Origin of the sequence: Leeuwenhoekiella palythoae (assembly GCF_900130045.1) — a bacterium.
Lineage (GTDB): Bacteria > Bacteroidota > Bacteroidia > Flavobacteriales > Flavobacteriaceae > Leeuwenhoekiella > Leeuwenhoekiella palythoae.
On record NZ_FQXT01000005.1, the window covers coordinates 75,092 to 89,446 of the forward strand.

15 protein-coding genes, 1 tRNA gene and 1 riboswitch are annotated in these 14,355 nt (G+C 40.1%); of the genes, 13 read left to right on the top strand and 3 right to left on the bottom strand.

Features of this window, described 5'->3' with window-relative positions; translation table 11 throughout:
* Nucleotides 1–25: 25 nt before the first annotated feature.
* The 3 genes from BUA96_RS13580 (at nucleotide 26) to BUA96_RS13590 (ending at nucleotide 1,556) form a co-directional block, all read left to right on the top strand.
* A complete protein-coding gene (locus BUA96_RS13580) occupies nucleotides 26–301 on the top strand; it encodes an ATP-dependent Clp protease adaptor ClpS (protein WP_072983977.1) in 276 nt (91 codons plus the stop codon).
* Between the two features lie 174 nt (nucleotides 302–475).
* Nucleotides 476–1,345: a M57 family metalloprotease gene (locus BUA96_RS13585; RefSeq protein WP_072983978.1), complete on the top strand. Its 870-nt coding sequence runs from the start codon at nucleotides 476–478 to the stop codon at nucleotides 1,343–1,345.
* A 137-nt stretch (nucleotides 1,346–1,482) separates the two neighbouring features.
* A tRNA-Arg gene (locus tag BUA96_RS13590) sits at nucleotides 1,483–1,556 on the top strand.
* A gap of 35 nt (nucleotides 1,557–1,591) precedes the next feature.
* On the opposite strand, the gene BUA96_RS13595 is transcribed toward BUA96_RS13590, so the two are convergent.
* On the bottom strand, nucleotides 1,592–2,944 hold the full coding sequence (locus BUA96_RS13595; protein ID WP_072983979.1) for a glycoside hydrolase family 28 protein: 1,353 nt from the start codon (nucleotides 2,942–2,944) through the stop codon (nucleotides 1,592–1,594).
* Nucleotides 2,945–3,071: 127 nt separating this feature from the next.
* On the opposite strand from BUA96_RS13595, the gene BUA96_RS13600 reads away from it, so the two are divergent.
* The 9 genes from BUA96_RS13600 (at nucleotide 3,072) to BUA96_RS13640 (ending at nucleotide 12,835) form a co-directional block, all read left to right on the top strand.
* Entirely contained in the window at nucleotides 3,072–3,299 is a 228-nt protein-coding gene (locus tag BUA96_RS13600; RefSeq protein WP_128755732.1) for a hypothetical protein, read from the top strand.
* Between the two features lie 73 nt (nucleotides 3,300–3,372).
* Nucleotides 3,373–5,796: a DUF4982 domain-containing protein gene (locus BUA96_RS13605; protein ID WP_072983981.1), complete on the top strand. Its 2,424-nt coding sequence runs from the start codon at nucleotides 3,373–3,375 to the stop codon at nucleotides 5,794–5,796.
* A gap of 60 nt (nucleotides 5,797–5,856) precedes the next feature.
* Nucleotides 5,857–6,315, top strand: coding sequence for a Na(+)-translocating NADH-quinone reductase subunit F (locus BUA96_RS13610; RefSeq protein ID WP_072984394.1), 459 nt, complete (start codon nucleotides 5,857–5,859; stop codon nucleotides 6,313–6,315).
* 52 nt (nucleotides 6,316–6,367) lie between these two features.
* Nucleotides 6,368–6,462, top strand: a riboswitch (TPP riboswitch).
* 51 nt (nucleotides 6,463–6,513) lie between these two features.
* Nucleotides 6,514–7,308 carry a hydroxyethylthiazole kinase gene (gene thiM, locus BUA96_RS13615; protein ID WP_072983982.1) on the top strand — a complete coding sequence of 265 codons (795 nt, stop codon included), beginning with the start codon at nucleotides 6,514–6,516 and terminating at the stop codon, nucleotides 7,306–7,308.
* A gap of 2 nt (nucleotides 7,309–7,310) precedes the next feature.
* Nucleotides 7,311–7,970, top strand: a complete 660-nt coding sequence (gene thiE / locus BUA96_RS13620; protein ID WP_072983983.1) for a thiamine phosphate synthase — start codon at nucleotides 7,311–7,313, stop codon at nucleotides 7,968–7,970.
* 2 nt (nucleotides 7,971–7,972) lie between these two features.
* Entirely contained in the window at nucleotides 7,973–8,806 is an 834-nt protein-coding gene (gene thiD / locus BUA96_RS13625) for a bifunctional hydroxymethylpyrimidine kinase/phosphomethylpyrimidine kinase (RefSeq protein WP_072983984.1), read from the top strand.
* Complete coding sequence (gene tenA, locus BUA96_RS13630; protein WP_072983985.1) at nucleotides 8,793–9,446, top strand: thiaminase II; 654 nt, start codon at nucleotides 8,793–8,795, stop codon at nucleotides 9,444–9,446. Before thiD ends, tenA begins: the two co-directional genes overlap by 14 nt.
* A 254-nt stretch (nucleotides 9,447–9,700) precedes the next feature.
* Nucleotides 9,701–10,663: an endonuclease/exonuclease/phosphatase family protein gene (locus BUA96_RS13635; RefSeq protein WP_072983986.1), complete on the top strand. Its 963-nt coding sequence runs from the start codon at nucleotides 9,701–9,703 to the stop codon at nucleotides 10,661–10,663.
* A gap of 168 nt (nucleotides 10,664–10,831) precedes the next feature.
* On the top strand, nucleotides 10,832–12,835 hold the full coding sequence (locus tag BUA96_RS13640; RefSeq protein ID WP_072983987.1) for a hypothetical protein: 2,004 nt from the start codon (nucleotides 10,832–10,834) through the stop codon (nucleotides 12,833–12,835).
* 115 nt (nucleotides 12,836–12,950) lie between these two features.
* On the opposite strand, the gene BUA96_RS13645 is transcribed toward BUA96_RS13640, so the two are convergent.
* Nucleotides 12,951–13,343: a DUF423 domain-containing protein gene (locus BUA96_RS13645; RefSeq protein ID WP_072984396.1), complete on the bottom strand. Its 393-nt coding sequence runs from the start codon at nucleotides 13,341–13,343 to the stop codon at nucleotides 12,951–12,953.
* A 192-nt stretch (nucleotides 13,344–13,535) separates the two neighbouring features.
* On the opposite strand from BUA96_RS13645, the gene BUA96_RS13650 reads away from it, so the two are divergent.
* The gene (locus BUA96_RS13650) at nucleotides 13,536–14,048 is read left to right on the top strand and encodes an adenine phosphoribosyltransferase (protein ID WP_072983988.1); all 513 of its coding nucleotides are present in this window, start codon (nucleotides 13,536–13,538) and stop codon (nucleotides 14,046–14,048) included.
* Here BUA96_RS13650 and BUA96_RS13655 read toward each other — a convergent pair.
* Nucleotides 14,045–14,197 carry an SsrA-binding protein gene (locus BUA96_RS13655; RefSeq protein WP_072983989.1) on the bottom strand — a complete coding sequence of 51 codons (153 nt, stop codon included), beginning with the start codon at nucleotides 14,195–14,197 and terminating at the stop codon, nucleotides 14,045–14,047. The two genes, BUA96_RS13650 and BUA96_RS13655, sit on opposite strands and share 4 nt — an antisense overlap.
* Nucleotides 14,198–14,355 lie beyond the last annotated feature (158 nt).

Below are 14,355 nucleotides of genomic sequence, written 5' to 3' on the forward strand. Positions count from 1 at the left end.
TCCCTGAACCTAAGTTTTTTACACCATGAGCACAAGAGAGAAGGTACAAGAAGAAGTTGATATCCTCGAGGCAGTAGATAGAAATAATGAGATCGTAGTATATAACGACGATGTAAATACTTTTGATCACGTAATAGACACCTTAATACAGGTTTGTGATCACACACCTATTCAGGCAGAGCAATGTTCCTTAATAGTTCATTACAAGGGTAAATGCACCGTAAAAACCGGCAGCTATGATGATCTTGAGCCCAGATGTTCTGCATTATTAGATGCAGGTTTAAGCGCTGAAATTATTTAAATACTTCGCACATAAAACAGTTTCAAAGCCTCTATTTTAGAGGCTTTTTTCTTACATAACATTTTATCCTAAATGATTTAAAATCGTTAAAAGTTTTATTTTTAACGTTTAAGTGTTTGCTATTCTGAATAATTATAATAATTTACAAGTATTATTAACACTAACTATTATTATATGTTATCAGAAACATTTAAAAAAGTAGGCTTGTTAAGCCTAGGAATTTCTCTGGCACTTACATCTTGTTCTGAAGATGTTGAAGAAACCTCGACAGCAACTGCTGAACCAACAGCAAATCTCGAGGTTTCTCAAGCCATCATCCAGCAAGTTGAAGACTTGGGGATGAACACCAATTATGTACGTTGGGATGACTTTTATTTTCCTGACGGCTCTTCTGAACCTCGCCTTTTTTTAGAGGAAGATGTCATCATTACTCCTGAAGAACTTTCTGCAATGGCCGCTAACGTTGAAGAATCAAAATCAGGAAAAGGCGACTCTAAACAGTATCGTACTTCATCTTTAGTAAGTCAAGGTAGAACGATCTCTATCATTGGTTATACCGGCGGAAGTCAGGCGTTAAGTCAAAAAGAACGTACGGCTTTGCAATGGGCGGTAGACAACTACAATCGCCTAAGTGGCGTAAGTATCAGTTTTAATTTGACTTTTGGCACTAACTATCAGGATAAAGATATGGTCGTTTACAACAACACGGTCAACAATCCTAATGGTGCCGGCGGTAGCGCAGGATTCCCAAGTAATGGTTTGCCTTACAAATTTGTTCAGATTTATGGTCTTACCAATTATGACACCAATGTGGTAGAGCACGTTATTACCCACGAGATTGGTCACTCGGTTGGATTTAGACATACAGACTGGTTTAGCAGACAAAGTTGTGGACAAAACGTAAATGAAGGTGGTGACACCAACCACGTGGCAGGAACTCCTACAGGTTACGATCCTACCTCTGTAATGCTCGCTTGTTTTAGCGCTAGTGAAGATGGGGAATTTAATGCCAATGACATCACTGCATTAAACAATATGTACTAGAGATTAATTAGCCAATTTTAAAGCCGTTTCTCACCAAAACGGCTTTTTTTATTTTAATGTTTGCAGAACTCCAAAAAAGGTTTATATTTGCACCCGCAAAATGAGATAACCAATGGTTATTATTTTGCAGATAAAAAGGCCTCGTGGCGCAACTGAATAGCGCATCTGATTACGGCTCAGAAGGTTGCAGGTTTGAATCCTGCCGAGGTCACAAAAGGAAAGCCACTCAATAATTGAGTGGCTTTTTTATTTAACCGAAGATGGTGTTCCCGCCGCTTCCCCGATCTGAATATTTTTAAACTGAACTCCTTCAGTATCTCTTATAGTAAGTGCATTTTTAGCCTTAGTAATTTGAATATTTTCTAACCGAATATCTGAAATAGGTTGCTTAGGATAGCCTTCTAACACAATACCAAAATTTTCTGCCTGATCAAAATATAGATTTTTTAAAAGGATCTTAGATATTTTAGAGATATGCTTTCCGCTGCCTTCACCGTGATAGTTGGCCGTCATAAAAATGGCATCCTCTACCCTTTTAAACGTATTGTTACTAATATTTATATTTCTGATATACCCACCACGATCTGAATTGGTTTTAAAATAAACTCCTCGTTTGAGATAGCCCCAAGCTTCGTTATTATATACATAAACATCACGAACCCCGGCAGACATCTCACTTCCTATCACAATCGCGTGCAGTCCTTTAAATTTACAATCGCGTACAACAATACGTTCAGAAGGTGTTGCGGCATTTGCGCGACCTTCGGTATCTCGCCCGGCTTTTATAGCAACATTATCATCACTATTATTAAAAACTACATTCTTTATCACCACATTACTGGCGTACTCTAAGTCAATACCGTCGTTATTTTTATTTTGAGAATCATAAGAGATTCCGTCAATAGTTATGTTATTAGAACGCAAAAGATGTACGCACCAAAAAGGCGAATTTTCAAACCGGACACCTTCAATTAGAATGCGTTTTGAATCAAAAAACTGCACCAATTGCGGCCGTAAGAAATGTCCGTTTCCAAATCTTCGTGATGTTACCGCCGTTTGCTGTTGATTCATTTTTCGGGAGGCTAGCTTATCTGCTTCTTCTCGAATTTTATAAGTAGCCCAAATTCCGTCACCATTGCCATTAATCTTGCCGCTACCGGTGATCGCTAGATCCTCTGCCTGGTACGCATAAATTAACGGACTGTAGTTATAAATAAACGTGCCTTCCCAACTGGTTGCGACTAAAGGATAGTCACTAGGAGTATCACTAAAATTAAGAACTGCCCCAGCCTCAAGGTGTAGATTGATTTTGCTTTTTAAATGAATAGGTCCTTTCAGCAAATAGCTTCCTTTAGGAACTTTTAAAATACCGCCTCCTGCTTTAACCAAAGCAGCAATAGCCTTATCAAATCCCGGCTTATCATTTTTAGCATCATCTGCCTTAACGCCATAGTCTAACACATTAATCGTCCTTTCTGGAATATTAGGCGTTTCTATAGATTCTTCTATCTGCTGTATCTGGGTAAAATGACTATCCTGAGCAAAACAGCACGCATTAAAACTTAAAAAGAGGACAAATAGGAAATAGTAAATACGCATTGGAAAAAAGATTACTTTAAACTGAATTGACTAAAAATACCCAAAATAAACAAGGCTGCGAAATCGATTGCATCAATTACTTAAGGTTTTGCTTTTTCTTTCGACTAAAAGCCTAGAACAAATCATTATGCTAGAGCTTCAAATCACAAATACCACAGACTACAAATTGTTGATTGATCGAATAGAGCAAATACTCATTCCTTCTAAAATCACAATAACTGCAGAGGCAACGACGCCTATTCTTCTAGACAGCGACAAATCGGTTGAAGGTACAAGCGCCATTCACAAATACCTTGATGAGTTGGAAAGTTTTTCGAAACAATGGTACGCATGCCGTTGTGATATGTTTCCATAAGAATTCAAATAAAACGTATTTATTACATTTAATTATTTCTATTTTTAGAGCCTAGTTTTTCAAACACCAGATTATGCTCAAAAATACCTTAGTTCACGTAGTACTTCTTTTCACTTTCACGCTTTCAGCTCAACAAACACGGCGCGTGGTGACCTTAGAGGAAGATTGGAAATTTCATAAGGGAGAAGCCACTAATGCAGAAACTAGCGATTTTGATGATGCACAGTGGCAAACAGTTTCAGTACCTCACGACTGGGCGATTTATGGCCCTTTTGACAAAGAGATTGACAAGCAAACCGTTGCCATTACTCAAAACGGAGAGACCATACCCACCGAAAAAACCGGGCGCACCGGAGCCTTACCTTTTACCGGTACAGGTTGGTACAGAAAGAATTTTAATATTGATGCAGCAGATCTTAACAAAAAGGTTCTTCTCCTTTTTGAAGGGGCTATGAGCGAACCTGAGGTGTATCTCAATGGTAAAAAAATTGGCGAATGGGCTTACGGCTATGCCTACTTTTACTTTAATATCAGCGACGCACTTCTAGAAGGTCAAAATACGCTCGCTGTAAAACTTTCTAACGCCGAATTTTCATCGCGTTGGTATCCCGGTGCGGGCTTGTACAGACCTGTGAGCTTAATCATCAAAGACCCTGCAAGTATAGACCAATGGGGAACTACCATAACGACTCCGGTTGTTACTCAGGAAGTGGCTAAAGTCAATATAAAAACGAATTTTAGCAGTAAAAATCTTAGTCTAAAAACGACCATCTATGACGCTCAAAATCTAGTTGTAGCTCAGCAGCAAACACCGGTATCTTATGATCAGCAATTTGACCAGAATTTAAAAGTTGTGAAGCCCAGTTTATGGAGTCCTGAAAATCCATACCTCTATAAAGTCGTAACGCAGCTGTATTCTGGTGACGATCTTAAGGATGAAGTTGCTACAAAATTTGGTATTCGATCTATCAATTATTCCGCAGAAAACGGTTTTCAGCTCAATGGAGAAACCCGCAAATTTAAAGGCGTTTGCTTGCATCACGATTTAGGACCTTTAGGCACTGCCGTCAACAAAGCGGCGCTGCGCAGGCAAATGCAAATTTTAAAAGATTTGGGATGTAGCGCCATTCGCAGTGCGCATAATATGCCTTCATTTGAGCAACTGGAATTAGCAGATGAAATGGGTTTTTTATTTCTGGCGGAAAGCTTTGACGAATGGAAAAAACCTAAAGTAAAAAATGGCTACAATCGGTTTTTTGATGACTACGCCGAAAAAGATGTGGTAAATCTGGTGCGCGCTACGCGTAACCATCCTTCTATCGTTATGTGGAGTACCGGTAACGAGGTGCCCGATCAATATGGAAGCGCCGGAGTAAAGCGTGCCTTATGGTTGCAAAATATTTTTCACCGTGAAGATCCTACACGCCCCGTTACTGTGGGTATGGATCAGGTAAAAGCTACAATGGAATCTGGTTTTGGCGCAATCCTGGATATTCCCGGCTTAAACTACCGCGTTCATCTGTATGAAGAAGCTTATGAAAAGTTTCCGCAGGGTTTTATTTTGGGTTCAGAAACTGCTTCAACGGTGAGTTCGCGAGGCATTTACAAATTCCCTGTTGAAAAAGCGAGTATGAAAGAATATCCTGATTTTCAGAGTTCGTCGTACGATCTTGAATATTGCAGCTGGTCAAATCTTCCGGAGACCGATTTTATGATGCAAGATGACAAACCTTGGGTGATTGGGGAGTTTGTATGGACCGGTTTTGACTATCTTGGTGAACCCACGCCTTATGACACCAGCTGGCCTTCTCGAAGTTCGTATTTTGGGATGATCGACCTTGCAGGAATCCCAAAAGACAGGTATTATCTCTACCGCAGCCGTTGGAATACAGAAGATGAAACGCTTCATATGTTACCTCATTGGAATTGGGAAGGTCGCGAGGGCAAAAAAACTCCGGTTTTTGTGTACACCAGTTATGACCGCGCCGAGCTTTTTGTAAACGGAAAAAGCCAAGGAATTCGTATCAAAAATGATTCTACACCGCAAACACGGTATCGACTGATGTGGAATGATGTTATCTATGAACCCGGTACACTAAAAGTGGTCGCGCTTGATAAAAATGGCAAGCAAGCTGCTGAAAAAACGATCACAACTGCAGGAAAACCTCATCAAATTATTTTGGAAGCGGACCGAAAAACCATCACTGCAAACGGAAAAGACCTTAGCTTTGTTACGGTTTCTGTGGTTGACAAAAACGGCAACCCCTGCCCCACTGCAACAAACGCATTGAAGTTTAAAGTTACCGGTAAAGGTAATTTTAAAGCGGTTTGTAACGGTGATCCTACTTCTTTAGCATCGTTTTATGAGCCTCAGATGAAACTTTTTAGCGGCAAACTCGTGGTTCTTGTAGAAAGCACTAAAAACCCCGGAAACCTTAATCTTGAAGTGTCAGGCAAACAGCTTAAAAAGGCAACTATCTCGATAACCACGCTTTGATGATTTTGCATAGTAAAGCTTCGTTTTGAATTTCGTAACTTTATAAAAAAGAAAAAGATGATGCACGCTACCGCTCGATTTGACCTCGCTATTCAAAAATTATACAAAGCATTTCATAACAACACCCTCAATCCTGAATGTTGTAAAAGTTGTGCTGTAGGAAATATTCTGGATAATACAGACAGCTGGAAACACCTTACGGAAGGCCACGGAAGCAATAAACTTACCTATGTGGGTAAAGTGCATCAATCTTTAGGTAGAAGATTTGCGGGCTACTCCCCTCTTGAATTACTTCAGATCGAAGCAGCATTTTTAGAAGGTTGCGGGTATTCGCTTCCGCTTTCTAGACGTTCAGAAATTACTGTTGATCGCACTTCAAAAGAAGTGATGTTCAACGGAATGTGCCAAGCGGTAGCATTGCTCTGCAAACTGGACCAGATTCAAAATGTTATGGATTATTCTAAACTCTTTGAGTTTGAAAACAACCAACCGGTAAATGAGTTTTTGGCTTTGCCATAACTTAATTATCCACGCTTATTTTACTGCATTCCGTGCAGAACATTTATCTTTGATTTGGCTTTAGGGGTATTCTAGCAACTAGAATTGAGACAGTCCCTTTGAACCTGTTTGGTTGAGACCAGCGTAGGGAAAAGTATCTACATTGCACTTCTACTCTAGAAGTAACTCTATAGCCATTGAACTTTTTAAAATCAATCTATGAAAGAGTTACTTTTTAAGAATATTACCAGTGTTCGCGAGCAAGCTCCGTTGGTACAAAATATCACCAATTATGTTGTGATGAATAACACCGCAAACGCCTTACTTGCGGTAGGCGCTTCCCCTATAATGGCCCACGCACACCCAGAAATGCAAAGCATGCAAGCCATCTGCCAGGCTTTGGTGATTAATATTGGCACGCTTGATGAATACTGGGTAGAATCTATGATATTGGCGGTTGCAGCCGCAAATCAAAATAACAAACCGTGGATTTTAGATCCGGTGGGTGCCGGCGCTACTGCGTATCGTGATGAAGTACTTAGCGAATTACTGGCGTTAAAACCTACAGCGATTAGAGGCAATGCTTCAGAAATTTTGGCTTTAGCAAAACATAATACCACAGCCACAAAAGGAGTTGATAGTACTTCTTCTAGCCTGGAAGCCATTGAAGCTGCGCAATTTTTAAATAAAGAATACGGCGCTTTAGTCGTGATATCAGGTGCTGTTGATATTGTAGTTTCTGAAGAAAGTGTTGATCAACTTAAAAACGGAGATGCGCTTATGACTAAAATCACCGGAATGGGGTGTTCTGCGACGGCAATCCTTGCAGCGTTCATTGCTGTAATCCCTAATAAAAAAGAAGCCGCTCTTGCTGCTACTTCTTTAATGGCAGTCGCCGGGGAACTTGCCGCCAAGTCTTCACAAGGCCCGGGAAGTTTACAAATGCATCTTCTTGATAAATTGCATTCGATCACCAAAGAGGAGTATATAAACACCGTCAAAATTCTAGATTAAGTATGGCAAGTGCATTTCCATACCGTCTTTATTTAGTGATTTCTGAAGAAGCGTGCCAGGGCAGAAATTTTCTCGAAGTTGCAGAAGCCGCAGTTCAAGGTGGTGTTGATCTTATTCAGCTGCGCGAAAAAAACGATACTACCGAAGCCTTCTTAAAAAAAGCGCTGCAGTTGAAAGAAGTGTTGCAGCCGTATAACGTGCCGCTGATTATCAACGATAATCTTGAGGTGGCTCAAAAAAGCGCTGCAGCAGGTATTCACGTGGGGAATTCAGATATTGCTCCAACTAAAATAAGAACAGCTTGGGAATCTTGCAGGATTCTAGGCTATTCTATTGAATATCTAGAGCAGCTTTATAACGAGCAAACCTATACATCAGATTATTTAGGAATAAGTCCCGTTTTTGACACTGCAACCAAAACAGACACCATTACAACCTGGGGATTAGATGGCATTGAAAAAATCAGAGCGAGCACTCAAAAATCGCTTGTAGCCATTGGTCATATGAAAGCTTCCAACGTCAAAAAAGTTATTGAAGCCGGAGCGGACTGTATTGCGGTAGTTTCAGCGATTTGCGCTGCCAAAAATCCAAAAAGCGCTGCAAAAGAATTACGCTTAGAGATTGAAAAAGGACTGAAATCACGCACAGTAAAACCAAATTAATTATGAAGTACTATAAATATCCTACGGTTTTAAGCATTGCCGGATTTGACGGAAGCGGAGGTGCCGGCATTCAGGCTGATCTTAAAAGTATTTCGGCATTAGGTTGCTACGCTACCACAGTACTTACCGCGCTTCCGGTACAGAATACTACGGGAGTTCAGTCTATTTTTAGTATTCCTACTTCGGTTGTAAAAGAGCAACTGGATTCTATTTTTGAAGATATTCCGCCTTGCGCTGTAAAGATAGGAATGGTTCACACGCCAGAATTGGTTGAAGTTATTGCTGCTAAACTCAATGAATATCCGGATATTCCAGTTGTTTTTGATCCGGTGATGGTCGCGACCAGCGGTCACAAACTTATTGAAGATGCGACCATAAAAAGTATTGTAACATCACTTTTCCCTCGTGCCGATGTGATCACGCCCAATATGGACGAAGCTGCTATTCTTGCTGATATGCCTGTTGAAAGCCTTGATGATATGCGGCTCGCCGGAACTAAAATCCTTAAACTGGGTTGCAAATCAGTGCTTCTAAAAGGTGGACATTTAAAGACTGATCTGCTGACCTCATTCTTTTTTGATCAGGATCAAAGCGTTCACGAATTTGAATTTGAAAAATTTGAAACGCAAAATATGCACGGCTCGGGATGTACACTTTCTTCGGCGATTGCTTCATATTTAGCTCAAAAACACAGCCTTTCACAAGCCGTGACCAAAGGTCAGGACTATGTGCATCAAGCTATTCATCACGCTAAAGACGTCAAAATAGGTCAAGGTAACGGGCCTCTCAATCATTTTTTCAATCCTCAAAAATTAATCAAATATGAGCTGGAGTAAAGCGAGCTGGCAACGCATAGAAGGCATATATTCTGAAATTTTAAAGATGCCATTTATCACCCAATTAACTGATGGCACACTACCTTTAGAGCAGTTTCAATTTTACGTTTTACAAGATTCTAGTTATTTGGAAAACTTTGGCCGGGCGCTTGCTTTAATCGCTGCCCGAGCACACGACGTAGAAGACATCCTCACTTTTACGCGTTTTGCCGAAGGTGCTATTGTGGTAGAAAATGCACTACACGAATCGTTTTTTAAGGAGTTCCATATTGATAAGTCAGGGCCTGTAGGGCCTACCTCGCATCATTATGCACACTTTTTAAAAAGTACCGCGGCCTTAGAGCAAGTAGAAGTTGCGATGGCAGCCGTGTTGCCTTGCTTTTGGATCTACAAAAAAGTAGGTGACGAGATCTACGAAAAACAAAAAGAGCACAATAATCCCTATCAAAAATGGATTGACACCTATGCCGGGGAAGAATTTAGTGTTCTTGTTGAGCAAGCTATTGCAGCTTGCGACCGTGTTGCAGCTTCCTGCACAGCACAACAACAAGAGCGTATGCACCACGCGTTTTATACTGCCAGTCAGTTAGAATTTATGTTTTGGGATAGTGCTTCGGCTTTGCACAGCTGGCCGTTCTAGACCGCTGATGTTAAATAAATATTAATTCAAATAAATTGTGTCACGTACGCTTAAAAGCATCGTCTTTTAGGTAGTGTTACAATTAACAGAATGATTTTCATTTATTTATTTGGATTAGCCGCCATCAGATTTGAAAATTAGATTTAGCGTTAATTATATATTTTGAAGCCCTGAGCCATACGTGCTCAGGGCTTTTCTTCTTAAACACTCTTAGTGTTCTGATAATTAGTAAATTAGATGCAAATCTATTTACTATGCCCAACATATCAGATACACCGCCCGAAGCTATTCAGCAAAACATCAATGCGCTAACCACAGATTTAGCAGCTAAGATTCCTTCAAAAAAGCTTGATCAGAATTTACTCATCGCCACGTGGAATATTAGGCACTTTGGCAATTTAACACGTGAATGGTATAGCGGGGATGGCGACAGCCCTAAACGTGATTTACATAGTCTATTATGTATTGCAGAAATTCTTAAGCGTTTTGACATCATCGCTATTCAAGAAGTGAAGTCCAACTTACGTGCGTTGCGCGATACCTTAAAATATTTAGGCAATCACTGGTCTCTCATACTTACAGATGTGACTGCCGGTGCACCCGGAAATGGAGAGCGTATTGCATATATTTTTGACACCCGCAGGGTACAATTATCAGGCTTGGCGTGCGAACTTGTTGTTCCTGAAGAGCAGTTAAATGCCATTGACGGTGATGCATTGCGCAAGCAGTTTGCACGTACTCCGTATGCGGTGAGTTTTAAAAGTAATCAGCATACCTTTATTCTCGTTACAGCGCATATCTTATACGGAAAGAACACTGCTGCGCGTATTCCTGAGCTCAAAGCGATTGCCGGATGGCTTGCAGATTGGACCTCAAATCTCAATGCCTATCACCAGGATATGATTGTTTTAGGTGACTTCAATATCAATGTTCGCGGTGATTTATTAGACCAATCCTTTTTGTCAGAAGGGCTTTACGTACCACCCCAACTTCAAGATCCATCAGTGACCCGCTCCATATTTAATGAAACAAAATATTATGATCAGCTGGCGTGGTTTCGTGATGTCTCCACTAAAAAAGAATTGACGATGCAATTTATAAATGGGGGTAATTATGATTTTCTTCCCTTTGCACTCAGCAATAGAAACCTCAGCAAGCGTTCGCTTTCCTATATGATTTCTGATCATTATCCTTTATGGGCTGAATTCAAAATTTGAAACCGTTACTTGTCTAGAGAATTACCAAGCCTGCACACAACCACTTTATTAACAGTCATTTAACTAAATTTTGTGAGTTTTCAGAAAACCTAAAGCGCTGATACATCCGTAAATATTGATGAATTACACTAATAATTTTTCAATTTTTCTAATCAAATTAAGCTATTTATGAAAACAATTTTTACAAAATTTAGCATTATTGCAATAGCCGTGAGCACGCTCATAGCCTGTAATAATGATGATGACGCGACCCCTGTTGTGGTTGAAGAACCCACTTGTAGTGACGGAATTATGAATGGTGACGAGACCGGCATTGACTGTGGCGGTTCTTGTATGCCTTGTGAAATGGCATCTAACCCGGGAAGACGCGCAGACCTTTACGTAACCAACAACACTGACGGAAATATCACAAAATACAGTGTTTCTGGCGACTCAATTGTGACCTACACCACTACTTCAACAGCTGCAGAAGGAATTTACTACGATGCAGAATCTGACCTATTAGTACAAGCCTCACGCTCCGGATTGATGCTTGATGCGTATGCCGGTACAAGTACCTTAGGAACTGCAAGTATCAACGCTTCGTTCAGCACATTCACAGATTTAAATAGTCCACGGGAGTTGGCCGTTAGTGGTGACTATTATGTAGTTGCAGATAATGGTGAAAATAAATTCTTTGTGTATTACAAAGTAGGAAACAGTTTTGCGCTGTATTATACTGTAGAAGTACCGTTCCCGGTTTGGGGAATTGCCTTTAAAGGAAACGACCTTTATGCTGTGGTAGATACTACGAGCGATCTTGCTGTTTATTCAGACTTTATCGTCAATGCGATGGATGGTATGATGTACCCTTCAAAACGTGTAACTATTGAAGGTATCGTGCGTACACACGGGCTAACCTATGATGGTACTAACGATGTGATGATTATGACTGATATTGGTGCTGCCTCAAATGCTACAGATGATGGTGGTTTTCACGTAATCAGTGAGTTTTCGACCAAATTTGATGCACTTTCAGATGGTGAAGTTTTACCGGTAGGAATGCAAACACGCATTGCCGGATCTTCAACAATGATGGGGAATCCTATTGATGTAGCTTATGATTCTGAAACCGGAGCGATTTATATTGCAGAAGTTGGTAATGGTAAAATACTAGGATTTACAGATTGGGGCGATGGTGGTGATATTAGTCCGAGTTTAGAAATTGATCTTGCTACCGCATCTTCTATTTATTTCTCAAGTGATGAAACCGATGGAAATGTTGGGATGAGCTCAATGAATCAAACTACACGTTTATATACTACTTCTACTGCTGACGGAACCATTACCGTTTATGATGGATCAGGAGCAATGGTTAGTATGATCAGCAGTGCTTCTGCTAGCTCTGAAGGTATTTATTATAATGCATTTGATGATGCGCTTTTATTAGGATCACGCTCGGAAGGCGAACTACAATACTACAGTGATTTTTCAACCTTAATGAGTGGTGGTAGCGCAACGGCAGCATTTGCTGCAGATTTACCAACATCTAGTTCCCGAGAGATCGCCGTGTATGGTAACAAGGTCGTAGTAGCAGATAATCCTGCAAATATGTTCTATGTGTATTCGTATAACGGAAGCTCTTTCACTCTTGAGAATACCTTTGATCCAGGTTTCCCGGTTTGGGGAATCACATTTAAAGGCGGCGATTTACTTGCAGTGGTAGATACTACAAGCGACTTGGCAATTTTTGAAGATTTCTTCAGCAATACAATGGATGGGGCACTAACGCCTACCAAGCGCGTAAGTATAGGCGGAATCGTGAGAACCCACGGAATTACCTACAGCGCCGCAGATGACGTACTGGTAATGACTGATATTGGTCTTGCTGCCGGTGGTGCTCTTGATGGCGGTATAAATGTGATTCAAGACTTTAGCGCTGTAATTGAAGCTACTGCAGACGGCGGAAGCATCAGCATTGCAGATCAGAATATTATTGAAGGATTAAGCACTCTTATGAATAATCCTATTGATGTAGCATACGATCACAAGACCAAAACTGTTTTCGTATCTGACATTGCTACCGGAGCCGTTCTTGGGTTTAGCAATGCGCTTAGCGCAAGCGGGAATATTGCTCCCTCAGTAAATAATACCCTTACCTCAGCGTCTTCGCTGTATCTATATAACAATTAATAGATAAACCTACTTAATACCCTGCCTCAGGATAAACTTCTGAGGCAGTTATTTTAAATACAAGTAATATTCATCTCGATATTCGAGTGAAAAGGCCTCTTGAGAGGCTTTTTTTTTATAGGAAATTTTCAATAAAATGATACAGAAGTAACAGCCATCCCACTGCTAACAACAACCCTCCTAAAGGAGTTATCGGACCTAAAAATCGCCATTTCTTTCCTGAAGCACCGGTAATGCATAGACCATAAATAGAAAATGAAAACAACAAAGTACCAAATACAAAACAATTGATGATCAATTCTTCATGAAGTGTATTGAAGCCCAAATTAAAGCTTAAAACAAGCAATACGATCGCGTGATACATTTGATACTTCACACCGGTCTCAAAGCTTGCCATTTGATCTGAGGTGAATTTTTTCTTCAATGCGTGAGCACCAAAAGCCCCTAATACGATAGCCAAAAATCCATAAAAGGCAGCAAAAAACTGTGCCACTAAAATTGTTTCCATAGGTTCCTTAGAATATTTCTGTAAAGGTACGTGCTCTAATTCTAATAACTCTCCTCCCACAAACTTTACTAGGTCACCCGCCCTATTCTTCTATACAAGCCACAGCGCATTTAATCTCGCTAGTCACGTCTAGCAGCCGTATAAGAATGCTTATCTTTAAACTCCTAATATGTAATACTAGTTCGCTAAAAAATGAATTTAAAAAAATACATCAACGACATTCCTGATTTTCCAAAAGAAGGAGTCGTATTTAAAGATATTTGTCCGCTACTGGCTTCTCCCAAAGCCACCGACTATGCTGTAGATTTATTAGCAAAAGGCTTGCACGATATCAATGTTACAAAGATTGTGGGTATAGAAAGTAGAGGATTTTTATTTGGCTTGGCTTTAGCGCAAAAAATGGGAGTAAGCTTTGTGCCTATTAGAAAGCCGGGAAAGCTGCCAGGAGCTATTCTTCAGCAAAAATATGCCTTAGAATATGGTGAAGATTGTATAGAAATTCAGGAGGAAGCCATACAACCAGGAGATTATGTAGTGGTTCACGACGATGTGCTGGCTACCGGCGGAACTGCTGCCGCTGCTTGTAAACTTGTAGAACAGTGTGGTGCAACTGTAGTGCAGTGTAATTTTTTAATGGAATTAGGTTTTCTTGACGGAAGGTCAAAATTAAAGCAATATCACTTGCATAGCCTGATGCACTATTAATCTAATGCATTTTTAGTTACCCAAAGTTTGTAACCAAAAAGCGCCAATTGCAATTTGCTTGCTTTGGCAAGATCTACTTCTTTCTTAGTTAAACTGGGTAGCACTTTCTTATTGATTTTAGCCAATGTTTTAAAAAATCGTTTTTTCATAATGCTGTTTTAATGCTAACAAATTAAAGAATCAGTATACTCAAATTTAGGCTTTTAACAGTATTCTGTGCGCGCTTACAGAATATGTTAAGACGAATTTGTGATTATCCAAAAACTGTCTCAATGATTGTTAAAATTAAAGTGACCATAATGTTGAT

What these genes read in the sequence shown, in the direction of transcription:
- BUA96_RS13580 (WP_072983977.1), top strand. Translation starts at nt 26, where the DNA reads ATGAGCACAAGAGAGAAGGTACAAGAAGAAGTTGATATCCTCGAGGCA.
- BUA96_RS13585 (WP_072983978.1), top strand. Translation starts at nt 476, where the DNA reads ATGTTATCAGAAACATTTAAAAAAGTAGGCTTGTTAAGCCTAGGAATT.
- BUA96_RS13595 (WP_072983979.1), bottom strand. Translation starts at nt 2,944, where the DNA reads ATGCGTATTTACTATTTCCTATTTGTCCTCTTTTTAAGTTTTAATGCG.
- BUA96_RS13600 (WP_128755732.1), top strand. Translation starts at nt 3,072, where the DNA reads ATGCTAGAGCTTCAAATCACAAATACCACAGACTACAAATTGTTGATT.
- BUA96_RS13605 (WP_072983981.1), top strand. Translation starts at nt 3,373, where the DNA reads ATGCTCAAAAATACCTTAGTTCACGTAGTACTTCTTTTCACTTTCACG.
- BUA96_RS13610 (WP_072984394.1), top strand. Translation starts at nt 5,857, where the DNA reads ATGCACGCTACCGCTCGATTTGACCTCGCTATTCAAAAATTATACAAA.
- thiM (WP_072983982.1), top strand. Translation starts at nt 6,514, where the DNA reads ATGAAAGAGTTACTTTTTAAGAATATTACCAGTGTTCGCGAGCAAGCT.
- thiE (WP_072983983.1), top strand. Translation starts at nt 7,311, where the DNA reads ATGGCAAGTGCATTTCCATACCGTCTTTATTTAGTGATTTCTGAAGAA.
- thiD (WP_072983984.1), top strand. Translation starts at nt 7,973, where the DNA reads ATGAAGTACTATAAATATCCTACGGTTTTAAGCATTGCCGGATTTGAC.
- tenA (WP_072983985.1), top strand. Translation starts at nt 8,793, where the DNA reads ATGAGCTGGAGTAAAGCGAGCTGGCAACGCATAGAAGGCATATATTCT.
- BUA96_RS13635 (WP_072983986.1), top strand. Translation starts at nt 9,701, where the DNA reads ATGCCCAACATATCAGATACACCGCCCGAAGCTATTCAGCAAAACATC.
- BUA96_RS13640 (WP_072983987.1), top strand. Translation starts at nt 10,832, where the DNA reads ATGAAAACAATTTTTACAAAATTTAGCATTATTGCAATAGCCGTGAGC.
- BUA96_RS13645 (WP_072984396.1), bottom strand. Translation starts at nt 13,343, where the DNA reads ATGGAAACAATTTTAGTGGCACAGTTTTTTGCTGCCTTTTATGGATTT.
- BUA96_RS13650 (WP_072983988.1), top strand. Translation starts at nt 13,536, where the DNA reads ATGAATTTAAAAAAATACATCAACGACATTCCTGATTTTCCAAAAGAA.
- BUA96_RS13655 (WP_072983989.1), bottom strand. Translation starts at nt 14,197, where the DNA reads ATGAAAAAACGATTTTTTAAAACATTGGCTAAAATCAATAAGAAAGTG.